This window comes from Catellatospora sp. TT07R-123 (assembly GCF_018327705.1).
GTDB lineage: Bacteria > Actinomycetota > Actinomycetes > Mycobacteriales > Micromonosporaceae > Catellatospora.
In genome coordinates this window covers 4,213,453-4,231,834 of the sequence record NZ_BNEM01000001.1, presented here as the reverse complement: position 1 = coordinate 4,231,834, position 18,382 = coordinate 4,213,453, and the positions used below count along the sequence as shown (strand labels likewise).

At 72.0% G+C, this 18,382-nt stretch carries 17 protein-coding genes and 1 riboswitch; of the genes, 14 read left to right on the top strand and 3 right to left on the bottom strand.

What is annotated here, in order from left to right:
- Window positions 1-16: 16 nt before the first annotated feature.
- Both Cs7R123_RS18320 and Cs7R123_RS18315 read right to left on the bottom strand, forming a co-directional pair.
- Window positions 17-1,024, bottom strand: a complete 1,008-nt coding sequence (locus Cs7R123_RS18320) for an ROK family protein (protein WP_212828058.1) — start codon at window positions 1,022-1,024, stop codon at window positions 17-19.
- Window positions 1,021-1,896: an SIS domain-containing protein gene (locus Cs7R123_RS18315; RefSeq protein ID WP_212828057.1), complete on the bottom strand. Its 876-nt coding sequence runs from the start codon at window positions 1,894-1,896 to the stop codon at window positions 1,021-1,023. Before Cs7R123_RS18315 ends, Cs7R123_RS18320 begins: the two co-directional genes overlap by 4 nt.
- 187 nt (window positions 1,897-2,083) lie before the next feature.
- Here Cs7R123_RS18315 and Cs7R123_RS18310 point away from each other — a divergent pair, with 187 nt between their 5' ends.
- The 12 genes from Cs7R123_RS18310 (at window position 2,084) to paaN (ending at window position 15,844) form a co-directional block, all read left to right on the top strand.
- Entirely contained in the window at window positions 2,084-2,869 is a 786-nt protein-coding gene (locus Cs7R123_RS18310) for a DeoR/GlpR family DNA-binding transcription regulator (RefSeq protein ID WP_212828055.1), read from the top strand.
- Window positions 2,870-2,944: 75 nt separating this feature from the next.
- The gene (locus Cs7R123_RS18305; protein WP_212828053.1) at window positions 2,945-3,928 is read left to right on the top strand and encodes an ABC transporter ATP-binding protein; all 984 of its coding nucleotides are present in this window, start codon (window positions 2,945-2,947) and stop codon (window positions 3,926-3,928) included.
- Entirely contained in the window at window positions 3,925-4,920 is a 996-nt protein-coding gene (locus Cs7R123_RS18300) for an ABC transporter permease subunit (RefSeq protein ID WP_212828051.1), read from the top strand. The genes Cs7R123_RS18305 and Cs7R123_RS18300 overlap by 4 nt, the downstream gene beginning before the upstream one ends.
- 179 nt (window positions 4,921-5,099) lie before the next feature.
- Window positions 5,100-5,501 (top strand): DUF3263 domain-containing protein, encoded by a 402-nt coding sequence (locus Cs7R123_RS18295; RefSeq protein WP_244871899.1) that lies wholly within the window; start codon window positions 5,100-5,102, stop codon window positions 5,499-5,501.
- 208 nt (window positions 5,502-5,709) lie between these two features.
- Window positions 5,710-8,586, top strand: a complete 2,877-nt coding sequence (locus Cs7R123_RS18290) for an alpha/beta fold hydrolase (protein WP_212828049.1) — start codon at window positions 5,710-5,712, stop codon at window positions 8,584-8,586.
- On the top strand, window positions 8,583-9,467 hold the full coding sequence (locus Cs7R123_RS18285) for an ABC transporter permease (RefSeq protein ID WP_212828047.1): 885 nt from the start codon (window positions 8,583-8,585) through the stop codon (window positions 9,465-9,467). Before Cs7R123_RS18290 ends, Cs7R123_RS18285 begins: the two co-directional genes overlap by 4 nt.
- Before the next feature lie 78 nt (window positions 9,468-9,545).
- Window positions 9,546-9,815, top strand: coding sequence for a hypothetical protein (locus Cs7R123_RS18280; RefSeq protein ID WP_212828039.1), 270 nt, complete (start codon window positions 9,546-9,548; stop codon window positions 9,813-9,815).
- Window positions 9,805-10,569 (top strand): hypothetical protein, encoded by a 765-nt coding sequence (locus Cs7R123_RS18275; RefSeq protein ID WP_212828038.1) that lies wholly within the window; start codon window positions 9,805-9,807, stop codon window positions 10,567-10,569. Before Cs7R123_RS18280 ends, Cs7R123_RS18275 begins: the two co-directional genes overlap by 11 nt.
- A gap of 92 nt (window positions 10,570-10,661) precedes the next feature.
- A riboswitch (SAM riboswitch) is annotated at window positions 10,662-10,775 on the top strand.
- Window positions 10,776-10,784: 9 nt separating this feature from the next.
- Entirely contained in the window at window positions 10,785-12,080 is a 1,296-nt protein-coding gene (gene thrC / locus Cs7R123_RS18270; RefSeq protein WP_212828036.1) for a threonine synthase, read from the top strand.
- A gap of 63 nt (window positions 12,081-12,143) precedes the next feature.
- Window positions 12,144-13,163: a GNAT family N-acetyltransferase gene (locus Cs7R123_RS18265; protein ID WP_212828034.1), complete on the top strand. Its 1,020-nt coding sequence runs from the start codon at window positions 12,144-12,146 to the stop codon at window positions 13,161-13,163.
- Between the two features lie 189 nt (window positions 13,164-13,352).
- Window positions 13,353-14,156 carry a hypothetical protein gene (locus Cs7R123_RS18260; RefSeq protein ID WP_212828032.1) on the top strand — a complete coding sequence of 268 codons (804 nt, stop codon included), beginning with the start codon at window positions 13,353-13,355 and terminating at the stop codon, window positions 14,154-14,156.
- 44 nt (window positions 14,157-14,200) lie between these two features.
- The gene (gene paaN / locus Cs7R123_RS18255; protein ID WP_244871898.1) at window positions 14,201-15,844 is read left to right on the top strand and encodes a phenylacetic acid degradation protein PaaN; all 1,644 of its coding nucleotides are present in this window, start codon (window positions 14,201-14,203) and stop codon (window positions 15,842-15,844) included.
- Between the two features lie 88 nt (window positions 15,845-15,932).
- Here paaN and Cs7R123_RS18250 read toward each other — a convergent pair whose 3' ends face one another.
- Window positions 15,933-16,754, bottom strand: coding sequence for a serine hydrolase (locus tag Cs7R123_RS18250; RefSeq protein WP_212828030.1), 822 nt, complete (start codon window positions 16,752-16,754; stop codon window positions 15,933-15,935).
- A gap of 267 nt (window positions 16,755-17,021) precedes the next feature.
- Between Cs7R123_RS18250 and Cs7R123_RS18245 the strand changes: the two genes are divergently transcribed.
- Together Cs7R123_RS18245 and Cs7R123_RS18240 are read left to right on the top strand one after the other, a co-directional pair.
- Complete coding sequence (locus Cs7R123_RS18245; protein WP_033342363.1) at window positions 17,022-17,225, top strand: cold-shock protein; 204 nt, start codon at window positions 17,022-17,024, stop codon at window positions 17,223-17,225.
- Window positions 17,226-17,385: 160 nt separating this feature from the next.
- A complete protein-coding gene (locus tag Cs7R123_RS18240; RefSeq protein ID WP_212828028.1) occupies window positions 17,386-18,354 on the top strand; it encodes a hypothetical protein in 969 nt (322 codons plus the stop codon).
- Window positions 18,355-18,382: the final 28 nt, after the last annotated feature.

The following is an 18,382-nucleotide window of genomic DNA, read 5'->3' as shown; positions in this document are numbered from 1 at the left end:
ATCCGTCCGGACAGGTTCACGCCTTCTCCTCGATTCGCTTGTCGACGGCGTCGGGGTCCTTGCTGTGCCCGGCGCTGCCGACCAGGTCCAGCGCCATCAGGGCGGCGCCGAGGCTGCCCGCCTCGTCGCCGAGCTGGGCGCGCACGATCTCGGGCAGCCGGTGGAAGGTCACCTTCGCGGCCAGGGACTCGCGCAGCGGCGCGAGCAGGGCCTCGCCGGACTCGGCCAGGCCGCCGCCGATGATGACCAGCTCGGGGTCGAACAGGGCCTGGCCGGTGAGCAGGCCGTCGGCCAGCGCGTCGACGGTCTCGGCCCATACCTGGTCGGCGTGGGGGTCGGCGCCCAGGCGGGCGGCGACCTCGGCTGCGGTGGCGGTGGTGCCGGTCAGCTCGGTGTAGCGCAGCTGCACGGCCCGCGCCGAGGCGACGGCCTCCAGGCAGCCGCGCAGGCCGCAGGGGCAGGCCGGGCCCTGCGGGCGGACCACGATGTGGCCGATCTCCCCGGCGGCGCCGTGCGCACCGGACAGGACCGTGCCGTCGACGACGTGGGCGGCGGCTATGCCGGTGCCGATGGGCACCACGAGCACGTGGCGGCGGCCGCGGCCGGCGCCGAGGCGGGCTTCGGCCATACCCCCGGCGCGCACGTCGTGGCCCACGGCCGTGGGCAGGCCGGTGCGCTCGACCACCGCGTCGCGCAGCGGCACGTCGCGGAAGCCGATGTTGGACGACCAGCGGGCCACGCCCGCCTGTTCGTCCACGATGCCGGGCACCACGACGCCCGCCGCGATCGGTCGCCAGCCCTGTGCGTGGGCGGTGGCGGCCAGGCTGGCGGCGATGTCGAGGATGGTCTCCAGCACGGCCTGCGGGCCGCGCTCGGCGCCGGTGGCGTGCCGTTCGGTATGGCGCACCCGGTGCTGGGCGTCGACCAGGGCGCACTTGATGCCGGTGCCGCCGACGTCGATGGAGACGACGACGTCGGTGCCGCCGGTGGCGGCCTTCTTCCTCGTGCGGCCCGGCGCGGTCACGGCAGGATCACCGAGCGGCTGAGGTGCCGCGGCGCGTCGGGGTTCAGGCCCTTGTGCTCGGCCAGCGCGACGGCGAAGCGCTGCGCGACGATCAGGTGGGCCATCGGGTCCAGGCCCGGCTCGTGTACGAACCGCGCCCCGGTCGCCTCGACGTCGCCGCGCAGCCCGGCCGGGACCTCGCCGAACGCCCACACCGCGCGCCCGGTCGTGCTGATCGAGATGGGACCGTGCCGGTAGTCCATCGCCGGGTAGGCCTCGGTCCAGAACGCGGCCGCCTCGCGGCACTTGAGCGCGGCCTCCTGGGCCAGGCCGTTGGTCCAGCCCCGGCCCACGAAGGTGACCTGCTCGATCGCGGCCGGGTCCAGCGGCAGCGGCAGCTCCAGCGCGCGCCGGGCGTCGGCGGCGGCCGAGCTCAGGTCCTCGCCGAGACCGGCGCGCAGCAGGGCGAGCGCGCTGGTGGCGAAGCGGGTCTGCACGACCGAGCGCTCGTCGGCCCAGGGCAGCGCGACGACGTCGCGGGCCAGCGTCACGGCCGGGGTGTCGACGTCGCCGACCAGCACGGTGCTGCGGGCACCCGCCGCCTTGAGGATGTCCAGGACCTCGGTGGTGGTGCCGGAGCGCGTGATCGCGACGATCCGGTCGTACGGCCGGGCGATGGGGAACTCGGATCCGGCGAAGGCGTCGGTCTCGCCCTGGCCGGAGGCTTCGCGCAGGGCGGCGTACGCCATGGCCATGAACCAGGACGTGCCGCAGCCGACCACGGCCACGCGCTCGCCGGGTCGGGGCAGTGCCGCCGTCACGCCGCCTGCCGCGTCTGCCGCGCGTAGCCACAGGTCGGGTTGGCTGACAATCTCCTCGGCGACGTACGACATCGGCACTCCCAACGCGCTCTGCTGCGCAGATCAGTTCGAAAGTCAGGGTTTTCGCGCGCTATTCTGCGCGACAGGCCTCCGGATGGCAACCTGAGCATCACATACGCGCAGCACATGGCGTTGCACGGGCCGGTTTCGCGCACTAGTGTGCACGCATCTGCTCATCGGATGCGCATACGGAGGATCGGTGGACCGGTACGCCCGCTGGAACGCGCTGCTGGAACTGCTCACCGACTCCGGGCGGATAAGCGTCGAGGAGGCCGCCGAGCGGCTCGACGTCTCGCAGGCGACCATCCGCCGCGACTTCGACCAGCTCGCCCAGCAGCAGATGATCACGCGTACCCGGGGTGGTGCGGTGGCCAGCGGGGTCTCCTACGACCTGCCGCTGCGCTACAAGACGGCCAAGCACTCCGCGGAGAAGCAGCGCATCGGCGCGGCCGCGGCGTCGCTGGTCCAGCCCGGGATGGTGGTCGGCCTCAACGGCGGCACCACCACCACCGAGGTCGCCCGCGCCCTCGCCGTACGCCCCGAGCTCAACTCGGTCTCCGACGGCGCGCAGCTGACCGTGGTCACCAACGCGCTCAACATCGCCAACGAGCTGCTGGTCCGGTCCCGGATGAAGATCGTGGTGACCGGCGGCGTGGTCCGGCCGCAGTCGTTCGAGCTGGTCGGGCCGCTGGGCGGCGGCATCCTGCGCGAGGTGACCCTCGACCTGGCGCTGCTCGGGGTCGACGCCATCGACGTGGCGCTGGGCGCGGCCGCCCACCACGAGGGCGAGGCCGCGATGAACTCGCTGATGGTCGCGCGGGCCAAGCGGGTCGCCATCATCGCCGACGCGTCCAAGCTGGGCAGCCACGCCTTCGCCCGGATCTGCCCGGTGGAGCGGATCGAGACCCTGATCACCGACTCCGGCGCCGACCCCGCACTGGTCGAGTCCTTCCGCGCGGCGGGACTGCACGTAATCGTGGCCTGACGCAGGGAATTCGGGGCTGTGGCAATGCTGCATACCCAGTAGGGTGCGGGGGTCACCGTCGACTAGGAGGTCCCCGTGACCGCTGTCTTGGAGATCCAAGGCCTGCGCAAGACGTACCGCGCCCGGGGTGGCCCCCGACGGGCGCTGGACGGCTTCGAGATGTACGTCGAAGCCGGCCAGGTGCACGGCTTCCTCGGCCCGAACGGCTCCGGCAAGACCACGACGCTGCGCACGCTGCTCGGCCTGATCCGGCCCGACAGCGGTGACATGCGGCTGCTCGGCCGCCCGGTGCCGCAGGCGCTGCCCGAGGTCATCGGCGAGGTCGGCGCGATCGTGGAGAGCCCCCAGTTCTTCCCGCACTTCAGCGCGAACGACACCCTGTCGCTGCTGGCCGACGCGGGCAACCTGCCGCAGGCCCGGGTCGACTGGGCGCTGGAGCTGGTCGGCCTGCGCGACCGCGCCAAGGAGCGGGTCAAGACCTACTCCCTCGGCATGAAGCAGCGCCTGGCCGTCGCCTCGGCCCTGCTCAAGCAGCCGAAGCTGCTCATCCTCGACGAGCCCGCCAACGGTCTCGACCCGGGCGGCATCCGCGAGATGCGCGACATGATGGCCGCGCTGTCGGCGGGCGGCATGACCGTCATGCTGTCCAGCCACATCCTGGGCGAGGTGCAGCTGATCTGTGACAGCGTCACCATCATCTCGCTGGGCCGCCGCGTCGCGGCCGGTCCGGTCGCAGAGGTGCTGCAGGCCCACTCGACCAACCAGGTGCGGGTCCGGCTGGAGGCCGTCACCGACCTGGCCGCGGCCGCGGCGGTGCTGTCCGGCGCCGGTATCAGCGTGCAGACCGAGCCCGACCACCTGATGCTGTCGAACGTGGACAAGCCCGCGCTGGTGTCGCGCCTGCTGGCCGAGCGCCAGCTATACGTCAGCGAGCTGGCGCCGATCGCGGTCGACCTCGAGGACGTCTTCCTGGAGCTGACCGGCACCGCCCCGGTGCCCGGCCAGGCCCGCCAGGTCGACAACAGCGTGAAGCCGGAGCAGAACGGGGTGGCCGCATGAGTCTCGTCCGCGCGGAGCGGCGCCGCTTCCTCAAGCGCCGCCTCATCAAATGGCTGCTGGTGATCGCGGTCGCCCTGTTCGCGATCATCGCCGCGGCGATCTTCCTCAACAACGAGAAGGTCTCGCCGCAGCGGATCGCCGCCGCCGAGGCCCAGGCGCAGCGCAACTACGAGGACTCGGTCGTGCAGTGGCACACCGAGCACGACCTGCGCTGCAAGTCGGTCACCGAGGGCACCCCCGAGGCGGACATGTGCGCCCAGGACATGGAGCCGCAGCGCGAGTGGTTCACGCCCGACCTGCCGAGCACGTTCATCTTCAAGAAGGACTTCTCCCCGCTGATCACGGTGTGGGCGGCCCTGCTCGCCGTGATCGCGTTCGTGATCGGTGCGTCGTTCGTCGGGGCGGAGTGGAGCACCGGCTCCATGATGACCCTGCTCACCTGGCGGCCGCGCCGCATCCAGGTGCTCAGCACCAAGCTCGCGGTGTTGGCGGGCTGGCTGACCGCCATCAGCGCGGTCAGCCTCGCGCTGTGGACGGGCGCGTTCTGGCTGACCGCGCAGCTGCGCGGCAGCACCGACGGGATGACATCCGGCACCTGGCAGTCGCTCGGGCTGACCGGGCTGCGCGGGCTCGGCCTGGTGCTGGCCGTCGGGATCGTCGGCTTCCTGCTGGCCACGCTCGGGCGGCACACCGGCGTGGCACTCGGCGTGGCGCTGGGCGTGATCATCGTGGGGCAGGTCGGCCTGGGCATCGTGCTGGGGCTGCTCCAGGTGCCGTTCCTGGAGGCATACCTGCTGCCGTCGCACCTGATGGCCTGGATGGACAAGCAGTACATCGTCCAGAACTGGAGCGTCGACTGCACCGGTCCCGGCCCGTGTCTGCCGGAGACCAGGACGCTGACCTGGGAGGGCACCGGCTCGATCGCGCTGGCCGCCGCCCTGGTGCTTGCGGTGGTCGCCTTCTGGCAGATCAAGCGCCGCGACATCGCCTGACCGAGCGATATTGCTCACTTTCGGGTACGCATGATCCCCGGCGACCCGGGTATCCAGCACTTGGCTGGAGCCCCGGGTCGCCGGGCGCTTTTGTGACGTAACAAGCCTGCTCACGGGTCTTTCGTTGATCTCGGCAGCGCACCTAGACTCGTTGGGCGCGGCTCGCGGGAGGGGACAAAATGGAGCAGATCAGGCAGCGCTCACGTACCGACGGCGCGGCCCTGGAGGAACTCCCGCTCCTGCCCGAGACCACCCGCCGAGAACCCGCGCCGCACGACGTCGCGCCCTCGGTCGAGCTCGACGACGAGATCGACTCCGACCGGCCCGCCGGGGTCGCCGCGGTCGTCGTCCCCGAGGAGGGGCTGACCGAGCGGGAGCGCGGCATCCTCGACTTCGAGCGGCAGTGGTGGCGCCACGCGGGCGCCAAGGAGCAGGCCATCCGCGACCGGTTCGAGCTCTCCTCGACCCGCTACTACCAGGTCCTCAACGCGCTGCTGGACAACCCCGCCGCGCTGGAGCACGACCCGGTCCTGGTCGGCCGCCTCCGCCGCCTCCGCGGCTCCCGCACCCGCGCCCGCTGACCTTCCGCGCGTGCGGGGGGTGGACAAGATCGCTGTTTGCGGTCGAAGCCTGCGCGCTGAGCGCGCGTTCTGACCGAAACCGGTGATCTTCTCAACCGGCCCGATCAGGGTGTGTGAAAGGTGGCCGGAAGGGGGCTGAAAGAACTCTCAGCAACCGTCCGGGTTCTCCCCGATGGGTGGGCGGGGGTGCCGCCGTACTGTGGCGGTCATGCGCGCGCTCGCGGCCCGGTGGTGGGCTCGGACAGGTGCCGGCCGGTGGAGCCGGAGACGGTGGATCGGCCTCGGCACGGCGGTGGTGCTGCTCGCGGCCGCGGCCGTCTGGGCGGCCTGGCCGACCCCGACGGCGTACCGGACCGTCGACGAGCGGGTGACCGTGCGCTCGGGCCCTGACGGCACCGAGTCGGTCACCCTCGACACCCGCCTCTACCTGCCCAAGGACGCCTCGGCAGGGCACCGGGTGCCCGCGCTGCTGCTCGCGCACGGGTTCGGCGGGACGAAGGAGAGCGTCACGGCCGACGCCGAGGACCTGGCCGGGCTCGGGTACGCCGTGCTCACCTGGACCGCGCGCGGCTTCGGCGCCAGCACCGGCCAGATCCACCTCGACGCCCCCGACTATGAGGTCCGCGACGCCAGCCGCCTGCTGGACCACCTCGCCGAACGCCCCGAGATCAGGCTCGACGGCTCGGGCGACCCGCGCGTGGGCGTGCTCGGCGGCTCGTACGGCGGCGCGCTGTCGCTGCTGCTGGCCGCGTACGACCACCGGGTCGACGCGATCGTCCCCATGATCACCTGGAACGACCTGGGCCGCTCGCTGTTCGCGCAGTCGGTCCAGCCCGCCACCGGCGACCCGGCGGCCGACGAGGCGATCAGCTACGACGGCGTCTTCAAGCAGTCCTGGGCCGGCATCTTCTTCGGCTCGGGCACCGGCGGCGGCCGCGGCGGCCTCAGCCTCGGCGGCGGCACCGACGCCACGGCGCTGAGCGGCGCGGAGGGCGGCGCGCCGAGCGCCGCCGGGAACCCGCAGTGCGGCCGCTGGGCCGAGGACGTCTGCCAGACGTACCTGCGCATCGCCACCACCGGGCGCCTGGACGCCCCGGCCCGCGAGCTGCTGACCGCCAGCAGCCCGGCCTCGGTGCTCGACCGGATCAAGGCGCCCACGCTGCTGATCCAGGGCGCCGCCGACTCGCTGTTCCCGCTGTCGGAGGCCGACGCCAACGCGCGCGGCATCGCCGCGAAGGGCACCCCGGTCCGGGTGGCCTGGTTCACCGGTGGCCACGACGGCGGCGAAGGCCCGCAGTCGGACCAGGACCGGCTCAAGTACCTGACCGCGCAGTGGTTCGACCGGTATCTGAAGAACGACGGCTTGAAGGGCGACGGCGCGGCCCCGGCCGACACGTTCACCTACTCGCGGATCACCGGCCTCGACGCCGTCGACCGGGGCACCATGGCCACCGGCTACCAGGTGACCGACTACCCGGGCGTGGACGGCGCCGGCTCGGTCCGGGTGCGCCTGTCCGGGCCGCCGCGCAGCATCGCCAACCCGCCCAACGGCACCCCGGCCGCGCTGTCGTCGCTGCCCAGCGCCGGTGCCCTGGCGAGCTTCGTGAGCGGTGCCGTGACCGACCTGCCCGGCCAGCACGCGCGCTGGGAGTCGGCGCCGCTGGACGAGAACCTGACCATCGTCGGCTCGCCGACGGTCAGCATCCGGGCCGCGTCGCCGACCGGCGAGGCGGTGCTGTTCGTGAAGCTGTACGACGTCGACCCCGCCGGCTCGGCGACCCTCAGCAACGGCCTGATCGCCCCGGTCCGGCTCACCGGCCTGCCCACCACCATCGCCGAGGCGCAGCCGGTGCGGGTGGTCCTGCCCGCGATCGTGCGCGAGATCGAGGCGGGCCACCGGTTGCGCCTGACTGTCGCCACCGCCGACCAGTCCTACCTGGGCCCGGTCGCCCCCGCGGTGTACACGGTGGGGATCGGCGCGGGCAGCAGCGCCGACCTGACGTTGCCCACGGTGGCCGCCACGCCGATCGCCACCGCCGACGCGCTGTGGCTGTACGTGCTGATCGGCCTGGTGGCGCTGCTGGCCGTCGGCCTGCTCGCGGCGGTCGCGGTCGCCCGCCGCCGCAACCGGCGGCTGGACCGCTCGGTGGTGGCCGAGCACGCCGACACCCCGCTGCGGGTGCGCGGCCTGCGCAAGACGTACGGCGACTTCGTGGCCGTCGACCACATCGACTTCACCGTCGAGCGCGGCCAGGTCGTGGGCCTGCTCGGGCCCAACGGCGCGGGCAAGACCACCAGCCTGCGGGTGCTGATGGGCCTCACCCAGGCCACCAGGGGCGACGTGCTGATCTTCGGGCATCGGCTGGCGCCCGGCGCCCCGGTCCTGTCGCGCATCGGCGCTCTGGTCGAGGGGCCGGGCTTCCTGCCCCACCTCACCGGCGAGCAGAACCTCCGCGCGTACTGGAAGGCCACCGGCCGCCCCTGGGAGCAGGCGCGCTTCGGCGAGGCGCTGGAGATCGCCGGGCTCGGCGACGCGATCAACCGCAAGGTCAAGACATACAGCCACGGTATGAAGCAGCGCCTGGCCGTCGCCCAGGCCATGCTCGGCCTGCCGGAGCTGCTGGTGCTCGACGAGCCGACGGACGGGCTCGACCCGCCGCAGATCGCCGAGATGCGCCGGGTGCTCCAGCGCTACGCCCAGGACGGGCGGGCGGTGCTGGTCTCCAGCCATCTGCTGGCCGAGGTCGAGCAGACCTGCACCCACGCGGTCGTGGTGAACAAGGGCAAGGTCGTCGCCTCCGGGCGGGTCGAGGAGATCGTCGGGGACAGCCCGACCACGCTGCTCGACGTCACCGACGTCGACCTGGCCAGCCGCACCCTGGACCGCCTCGACGGCGTCGCCGGGTACGCGGTCGACGGGGAGCGGACGCTGGTCGTCGACCTCGGCGACCTGAGCCGCGCCGACGCGGTGACGGCACTGGTCAAGGCCGGGGTCGGCATCGACCGGGTGACGCCGCGGCGGCGCCTGGAGGACGCGTTCCTGGCCCTGGTGGGCGAGTCGACGGCAGGGAGTGGAGACCGATGAGCACGACCGCTGACGTGGTGCACGCCGACGGCGCCGCCGCCGGATACCGGCCGAGCCGGACGCTGACGTACGCCGCCGAGTTCCAGCGCCAGTGGCGCCGCAGGCGCACCCAGCTCGCGCTCGGGTTCATGGTGCTGCTGCCGGTGATCCTGCTGATCGCGTTCGAGCTCGGCAGCGGCGCCGACGACGGCCGCAACGGCCGCGGCCAGTTCTCGCAGCTGGTGGATGTGGCCGTCGCCGGTGGGCTCAACTTCGCTCTGTTCACCGTCTTCGTCTCGGCGAGTTTCCTGCTGGTCGTCGTCGTGGCGCTGTTCCACGGCGACACCGTCGCCTCCGAGGCGAGCTGGGGCAGCCTGCGCTACCTGCTCGCCGTCCCGGTGCCCCGCGCCCGCCTGCTCGGCATCAAGCTCGCCGTGGCCCTCAGCTACTCCGCACTGGCGATCCTGCTGCTGCTCGGGACGGCGCTGGCGCTGGGCACGCTGCGCTACGGCTGGCACCCGCTCCAGTCGGGCATCGCGGCCGAGGTGCCCGCCGGGGAGGGCGTGCTGCGGCTGCTGGCGATCGCCGGTTACCTCGGGCTGACACTGCTGGTCGTGGCGGGGCTGGCGTTCCTGTTGTCGGTGCTCACCGACGCGCCGCTCGGGGCGGTCGGCGGGGCGGTGCTGCTGTACATCGTGTCGAGCATCCTCGACCAGATCACCGCGCTGGGGACGCTGCGCAACCTGCTGCCGACCCACTTCGCCCAGGCGTACCTGGGGCTGCTGACGACACCGATGCAGTTCGACGACGTGATCAAGGGCGCGATCTCGGCCATCTCGTACGCCGCGATCTTCTGCGCCCTCGCCTTCTGGCGCTTCTCCCGCAAGGACGTGGTCAGCTGACCGCCGAAGCGGGGTCCCTGACGTGACGCTTACATTGCGGGTGCCCGGTTCTGATGGTGGGTTGCCAGGCTCTGGGGCATGAAACGAGTGCTCGCAATGACGGCGCTAGCCGTGATGGTCGGCGTGGCGCTGACCGGGTGCCGCGGTGGCGGCGCCCGGGACGGCGCCGGAGCCCCGGCCCGCAACGGCGGCACGACCGTGACCACCCCCGCCCCGGCGAAGACCGCCGCCGACCCCGCGGCCGCCGCCGCGCAGGCAGACACCGACCTCGGCGAGATCGACAAGATGCTCGACGAGCTGGACGGGCAGCTGAAGAAGGCAGAGGAGAGCCCCACCGATGCGGACTGACAAGCACACCGGCACCGGCCGCCTGGTCCTGGCGGGCCGCCTCGCCGCAGCGGGCCTGATCGCGGCCACGCTCGGCCTGACCGCCGCGCTGCCCGCGCAGGCCGCCGCGCCCGCCGGCGTGGTGCTGGCCGACAAGGCGACCACCCTGGACGCGGCCAAGAAGCTGACCACGGCGCGGATCGACGGCCGGCTGGCCGTGCTGCGCGCCAACGGCGTGGCGATCCGCAACGCCGCCCGCCTGGCCGACGGCCACCAGTCGGCCCTGCAGGCGATCCTCGACAAGGACATCGCCGGGCTGACCGAGCTGAAGACCAAGGTCGCGGGCGAGACCACGCTGGAGGCGATCAGGGCTGACGCGCGCAGCATGGTCGAGGACTACCGGGTGTACATCCTGGTGCAGAAGCAGGTGCACCTGACGGTCGCGGCCGACGTGGAGACCGCCGCGGTGGCGCGGCTGCGCGGGGCGTACGACAAGCTGGCCAAGGCGATCGAGGCGGCCAAGGCCGGCGGCACCGACACCAGCGCCGCCGAGGCGAAGCTGGCCGACCTGAAGTCGCAGCTCGACGCGGCCGAGTCGGCCGTCGGCGGGGTCGCCGACGCGCTGCTCGCGGTGCAGCCGGGGCCTGACGCCGACGCGATCAAGGCCAAGACCCAGGCCGCCCGGGAGAAGGTCCACGCCGCGCGTACGGCTCTGAAGGCCGCCATCGCCGACGCCAAGGCGATCAAGGACCTGGTCGGCAAGAAGAAGAAGTGAGCTCCACCCAGGGGGTGAGGCGTAGGTCTCATCCCCTGGGAACGCTGGCCCGGTCAGATCGAGTTCTGCTTAACTACGAATCACAACTGAATACCTCATCCAGAGGAGCTGAGGGACACGGCCCGACGACGCTCCGGCAACCACCATCGATGGCAGGTGCCAACTCCGTCCGACGCGCCACGGTGGTGACGTCGGGAAGATGAGAGGACATCATCGTGACGACTTCCGTCATCTCGCCCCTTGGCGTCGACTCTCCCGCGCGCGGTCTCGAGTGTCGCGGCTGCGGTGCCCGCTTCCCCCTCGCCGCCCAGCACGCCTGTTACGAGTGCTTCGGCCCGCTTGAGGTGTGGTACGACGCGGACGCGCTGGCCAAGGTGACCCGCGCCCAGATCCTGGCCGGTCCGCAGAACATCTGGCGCTACGCCGGGCTGCTGCCCGTCGGGCAGCACGCGGCCGACCGGGTCACCCTCGACCCGGGCCTGACCCCGCTGGTCCGGGCCGACGCCCTGGCCGCCGAGATCGGCCTGCGCGCGCCGCTGTGGGTGAAGGACGACTCGGCCAACCCGACGCACTCGTTCAAGGACCGCGTGGTGTCGGTGGCGCTGACCGCCGCCAAGGCGCTCGGCTTCACCCGCTACGCCTGCGCCTCGACCGGCAACCTGGCCAACTCGGTCGCCGCGCACGCGGCCCGCGCCGGGGTCCCCTCGATCGTCTTCATCCCGCACGACCTGGAGCAGGGCAAGATCATCACGACCGCCGTGTACGGCGGCGACCTGGTCGCCATCGAGGGGTCGTACGACGACGTCAACCGGCTGTGCTCGGAGCTGGTCGAGACCGACGAGTTCGAGGACACCGCGTTCGTCAACGTGAACGTGCGCCCGTTCTACGCCGAGGGCTCCAAGACGCTGGGCTACGAGGTGGCCGAGCAGCTCGGCTGGCGCATCCCGGCGCAGGTGGTCATCCCGATGGCCTCCGGCGAGCTGCTGACCAAGGTGGACAAGGCGTTCGAGGAGCTGGTCTCCGCCGGGCTGGCCGTCGCCCCGGAGCTTCCGGATGGTCGGCGCGGCTGGAAGGTCTTCGGCGCCCAGTCGGCCGGGTGCAACCCGATCGCGACCGCGCTGCACGCTGACACCGACGTGATCACCCCCGTGAAGCCGACCGGCATCGCGAAGTCGCTGAACATCGGCGACCCGGCGGCCGGGCTGTACGCGCTGGAGGCCGTGCGCCGCACCGGCGGCTGGATGGACTACGCGAACGACGACGAGATCCGCGACGCGATCCGGCTGCTGGCCCGCACCACCGGCGTCTTCGCCGAGACGGCGGGCGGCGTGACCACCGCGGTCGCCGCGAAGCTGGTCGCCTCGGGCAAGCTCGACCCGACCCTGGAGACGGTCATCTACAACACCGGCGAGGGCCTCAAGACCATCGACGCGGTGGCGGAGCTGGTCGGGCCGACGTACCGGGTGAAGCCGTCGCTCAAGGCCGCCCGTGAGGCGGGCCTGCTGGGCTGAGCCCGCCACTTCCGGGGGAAAACCGGATGCGGTGGCGGACGGGCCGCGGGCACCCTGTGCGGCATGACCCTCACCATCACCAGGCTGAGCCCTGACGACGCGACCGCGATCGACCAATGGTGCCACGCGACCGAACAGGTACGGCGACATGAGGTGCCGCACTTTCCCCCGATGCCACCCCGGCTGGTGCGGCTGCTGCTGACGCACGAGTATCCGGGGCGGCGCAACCTGTTCCACGTGGCGCTGCGCGACGGCGAGCCGGTCGGCCGGGTCGACATCTCGCTGCCCACCGAGGAGAACCTGCGGAACCTGAGCTTCACCATCGAGGTGGACCCGCGGTTCCGCAGGCAGGGGATCGGGCGGCAGCTGCTGGACTTCGTGCTGTCGGTGGCGGCGGACAACGGCCGTACCGTGCTGATGTCGCACAGCTCGCTGTCGCTGCCGGACCTGCCCGCGCACGACGGGGCCGGCGCGGCGTTCGGCGCGGCGATGGGGTTCGGCAGCACGCTGCCGGAGGTGCAGCGGCGGCTGGAGCTGGCCTCGCTCGACGAGGCGGTGCTGGCCGGGCTGTATGCGCACGCGCAGGCGAAGGCGGAGGGCTACCGCCTGGTGCACTGGCGCGAGGACACCCCGGACGACCTGGTCGCCGGGGTGGCGTACCTCGATTCGCGGCTGATCTCCGACGCGCCCATGGGCGACCTGCAACTGGAGCCCGAGCAGATCGACACCGCCCGGATGCGCCAGAGCGAGCAGGTGGACCGCGCCCGGGGCCGGCAGGCGTGGCGCGTCGGCGCCGTGCACGAGGCGACGGGGCAGCTCGCGGCGTTCACCGCGATCACCACGATCGAGGACGTGCCGTGGCACGCGTGGCAGCAGATCACGATCGTGGACCCGGACCACCGCGGCCACCGGCTGGGCACCCTGGTCAAGCTGGAGAACCTGCGCCGGTTCCGCGCGGAGGCGCCCCTGGTCGAGGTGATCGACACGTTCAACGCCGCGGAGAACTCGTACATGATCGCCATCAACGACGAGATGGGCTACCGCCCGGTCCACGGCGCCCAGAACTGGCAGCGCGAACTCTGACCCCTCAAGATCGGCTGAGTTGCCGGGCAATCGGGCGTATCTTGACCGCCCATTACCCCGATTGCCCGGCAACTCGGCGCCTGAAGGGCGGGGTGGGACGGGCGTCGGCGCAGGTCAGTGGCCGGATTAATCGGGTAAAAGGGGATGAATGGGGGATGTCGGGGAAAGGGGCATGATCGTTGCGGGGGTATGAGGCCGCGACTGCTCTACTCCCTGCTCGCCGTGGTCGCGGTGGTTCCGGCGCTGACGATCGCCGCCGTCACCACCGCCGTCGCGCAGGCCCGTTCCCCGCAGGCCGGCGGCACCCTGACCGCCCGGGTGTTCGCCACCCGCGAGGGCCTGGTCGGCTGGCGTACCGCCAACGGGCACACCATCACCAACCGGGACTGGTTCGCGGCGCTGCCGTCCTGGCGCGGCCTGTCCGACCAGGGCGAGGGCGACCGCAGCGTACGGGTCTGCCACGAGGGCAACGACCGCTGCGTCTTCCTGCCGGTGTGGGACGTCGGCCCGTGGAACACCATGGACGACTACTGGGCCGAGAACCGGCACTCGTGGGACGACCTGCCCCGGGGCAAGCCGGAGGCGCAGGCGGCGTACGAGGACGGCTACCACCGGGGCAAGGACGAGAGCGGCCGGAAGGTGAGCAATCCGGCCGGGATCGACCTCGCCGACGGGGCGTTCTGGGACGGGCTGGGGCTGGACCGCAACGACTGGGTGGACGTCACCTTCCTGTGGACGGGGGACGGCGACCGGGGGACGGTGGACACGCCCAAGGGCGAGCCGTTGCGGGTGCGGTCGGGGCCGCGGCTGGGGGCCGCGGTGCGCGGCGGGGCGGCCGAGCACGCGCAGGTGCCGATCCGGTGCCAGGTGCGCGGCGACAAGGTCGACGGCACGGTGCGCAGCACCGACCTGTGGGACAGGGTGGGTGAGGGCATCTATGTGTCGCACGCGTACATCGAGGTCGACGACGACTTCAAGGTGCGCGAATGCTGACGCGGATGGTGGCCGCGGTCACGCCGTCGGGCATGATGGCAGACATGACTGCTACCGTCACCGACCTCTTCGCCACCCACGAGGAGCTGCTGACCGGCGCGCTGCGGGCGATCACCGAGCGCGGCTACTGGTCGGCCTACCCCGAGTCGCCCAGCCCGAAGGTGTACGGCGAGACCGCCGCCGCCGACGGCAAGGCCGCCTTCGAGGCGCTGCTGGGCAAGGACTTCCCGCTGGACCAGCCCGCACAGGACCGGGTCGCGCCGGAGCAGTCGCCGTTCGGCGTCGCGCTGGGCGTGCGCTACCCGCGTACGGGCGTCGATGCTCTGATCGCCGCCGCCACCGCGGCGCTGCCCTCGTGGCGGGACGCCGGTCCGCGCGTGCGCGCCGGGGTGTGCCTGGAGATTCTGGCGCGGCTGCACAAGCGCGTGTTCGAGCTGGCCAACGCGGTGCACGCGACCACCGGCCAGCCGTACGTGATGGCCTTCCAGGCCGGCGGCCCGCACGCGCTGGACCGCGCCCTGGAGGCGGTCGCCTACGGCTACGCGGAGCAGACCCGGCAGGTGTCGTCGGTGGTCTGGACGAAGAAGGCCGACACGCTGGCCAAGACGTACCACGTGGTGCCGCGCGGCATCGGGCTCGTGATCGGGTGCAACACGTTCCCGACCTGGAACTCGTGGCCGGGCCTGTTCGCCTCGCTGGTCACCGGCAACCCGGTGCTGGTCAAGCCGCACCCGGGCGCGGTGCTGCCGCTGGCGATCACGGTGCAGGTGGCGCGCGAGGTGCTGGCCGAGGCCGGGCTCGACCCGAACACGGTGCAGCTGGCCGTCGACACGCGGGACAACCCGGTCGCGGCCGAGCTGGCGCTGCGGCCGGAGGTGCGCATCATCGACTTCACCGGGTCAACCGCGTTCGGCGACTGGCTGGAGGACAACGCCCGCCAGGCGCAGGTGTACACCGAGAAGGCCGGGGTCAACACGGTCATCGTCGACTCGACCGGCGACTTCGCGGGCATGTGCCGCAACCTGGCCTTCTCGCTGACGCTGTACAGCGGCCAGATGTGCACCACCCCGCAGAACCTGCTCATCCCGGCGGCCGGGATCGAGACCGAGGCCGGGCACAAGAGCTTCGACGAGGTCGTGGCCGGGGTGGCCGACGCGGTGCGGGCGATCACCGGCGACGCGGCCAAGGCGGTCGAGCTGACCGGCGCGATCGTCAACGACGCGGTGCTGGAGCGGATGGACGGCGCCCGCAAGCTGGGTGACGTGGTGCTCGACTCGACCGAGCTGGCCCACCCGGCGTACCCGGGGGCGGTGTGCCGTACCCCCATGATCGTGACGGCGACCGACGGCTATGCCGCGGAGTGCTTCGGCCCGGTGACCTTCGCGGTGCCGACCGCGAGCACGCGCGCGAGCATCGAGGTGTTCCGGCAGACCGTCGGCGCCAAGGGCGCGCTGACCGCGGCGGTGTACAGCACCGACGAGGCCGTGCTCGACGCGGTCGAGCAGGCGTCCCTGGAGGTCGGCGTGCACCTGTCGGCGAACCTCACCGGCGGCGTCTTCGTGAACCAGTCGGCGGCGTTCTCCGACTTCCACGCGTCGGGGGCGAACGCGGCGGCCAACGCGGCGCTGACCGACGGCGCGTTCGTGGCGTCCCGGTTCCGCACCGTCCAATCGCGCCGCCCCGCCTAGCGAGGTGGGGAAGGGCACCTTCTCCTCGCCTGGCGAGGAGAAGGTGCCCTTCTTCATCCGTGCTGACTTTCGGCGCGCGCGGTGACGCTCAGTGATCGGTAAGGACCGGCATCAGTTGCGCGGCGACGGACTGGCACAGCTGTGTGCCGTGCTCGAAGCCCAGCTCCGACGGGTATCGCAGCAGCACCCCGATGCTCCACTCGTCGTTGACCGCCAGGCACGACATGTGCCAGAGCCGGTCCTCGGCCCGCAGCAGCCAGCCGTTCTTGATGGCGATGTGCGCCGCCTCGTCCAGCGGGAACGCCGTACGCGGCCCGAAATCGCCGGGACCGCGCACCCCGCGCATCTGGTCCAGCAGCCACCCGGTCCAGGTGGGCCCGGCCGCCCGGCCGTCGGCGATGCAGGCTCCGAGCCGGGCCACGTCGCGCGCGGACACGGTCGTGTTCGACCACCAGGGCTGCGCGTACGGCGCCGAGTCGGTCAGCCCGCAGGTCTCGATCATGCGCTCGATCCCGACCTGGCCGCCGTTGCGCTCGTAGAAGGCGTCGGCCGCCGCGTTGTTCGAGTCGCGGATCATGATGGTGATCCGGTCGAGGCTGCCCTGGTCCGGCGTCTCGTTGCGATGCAGGAAGTCGGCGGCCAGCCATACCTTGACCAGGGACATGGTGTCGCTGGTGGCGTCCAGGTTGGTCGAGCCCGCCATGATGCCGGTGCGCCGGTCGAGCATCGCCCAGCTCGCGAACCCCGCGGTGTCCAGCCGTACCGGCGGCAGTTCGGGCGGCGGCACCATCGGCAGCGCCAGGTTCGGGGCGACGCGGTGCACGAGTCCGTTGAAGAACTGCATGCCGCGGGCGACTCCACCGGCGATGAACAGCCCCGCCGCGCACATCACCGTGAGCGCTAGAGGCATCAACGTTCCTGGTTTGCCGCCGCGTCTGGCATGGCGACCGTGGCGATTCACAATTCATCCAACCGTGGGATGACTTCCCCGGTCACGCCGGAGAGCGTGCTCTCCGTCAGATTGCCGACTGTCGAACTGTAATGGGAGCGCTACAGGTCCGTTTTGGGGCTGTGCGAGGGTGCGGGTGCTCGTGTAGCGTGCGAGGACGGCTGACAACACCCAGCCGCGGGTCGGCCTGAACGGCGACCCAGCTTTACAGAAGTGAGGAAGTGCACCGTGGCACAGGGCACCGTGAAGTGGTTCAACAGCGAGAAGGGCTACGGCTTCATCGCGGTCGACGGAGGGCAGGACGTGTTCGTCCACTTCTCCGCGATCGAGATGGACGGCTACAAGGCGCTCGACGACGGTCAGCGTGTTGAGTTCGAGATCGCACAGGGCCAGAAGGGCCCCCAGGCGGAGAAGGTCCGGGTCATCGCCTGACCGCTCGGCCATCAAAGCTTGAGAGACGCTGGAAAAGCCCTGATCCCTAACGGGATCAGGGCTTTTCTGTTGCTGTTGGCGCTTCGCGCAGGGGGCAGCGCCGGGCTGGCCACCGTGCCACACTGATCGGCCCTTACCCGATCTCCGATGGAGCGGCAGCATGCTCGGACCGGTCTCCGATCCGTACGATCCCGACACGCAGACACCCGAGCTGATCGGCTACCTGCCGCCCGCCGAAGCGTTCGTGCCGGTGGGAGGCGACGAGGACCCCCTGGTCAACCCGGTGGTCGACGGCATGGCCGGCTGGGCGCACCGGGTCGGCGGGGTGCTGCGTCGCGGTTGGCCGGTGCTGCTGGGCCTCTTCGCGCTGACCCAGCTGCTGCCGTCGCTGGTCTTCAAGGTGCTGGTGGTGTACGGCGTGACCGGCGTACACGGCATCGGACCGCTGTCGCGGGTCGCCGACTCCAGCGTGCTGGTCACCTCGATGGCGCAGACGTCGCTGGTCGCCCTGGTGCTGCTGCTGGCACCGCGGATGCTCGGGTACGCCGCCGCCGCGTACGCCGCGGTCCGGCAGGCGGACGCGCAGCCGGTCACCTTCGGCGGCGCCCTGCGCTACGGCCTGCGCCGCTTCGTCGGCCTCACCGTCTGGCACGTGGCCGCCGTCGCGCTGGTCGGCATCGTCTTCTACGTGCTGCTGTGCTGCTCGGTCCAGGCCGCCCAGAGCTGGCTGGGGCTGCTCCCGGCGGTGCTGCTCGCGGCCTACCTCTGCCTGTGCGTCGCCTTCCTCGGGCCCGCGTACCTGTTCGAGCGCGCCGCGCCGATGACCCGCTCCCGGACGCTGACGCACGCGCGGTTCTGGCCGACGACCGGCCGGCTCGTGCCGCTCGGGCTGGTGAGCCTGCTCGGCCTGGTGCTCGACTCGCTGCTGGCCCGCCTCGCGGTCATGGCGCAGCTCACCGACGTGCTGCCCGTCGCCGTGCTCGACGTGGCGGTGAGCCTGGTCGCCGGTCTGGTGCTGCTGCCGCTGTCGGTTGTGCAGTTCAGCGGCGTGCTCGTCGCGTACGCGGAGGCGCGGGGCCACACCGGCGAGCTGGTCCGGACCTCGCTGCTCGCGGCGGAGCTGGGCTGATCGCCGTACGCGGCGCCGCCCGCGCGCG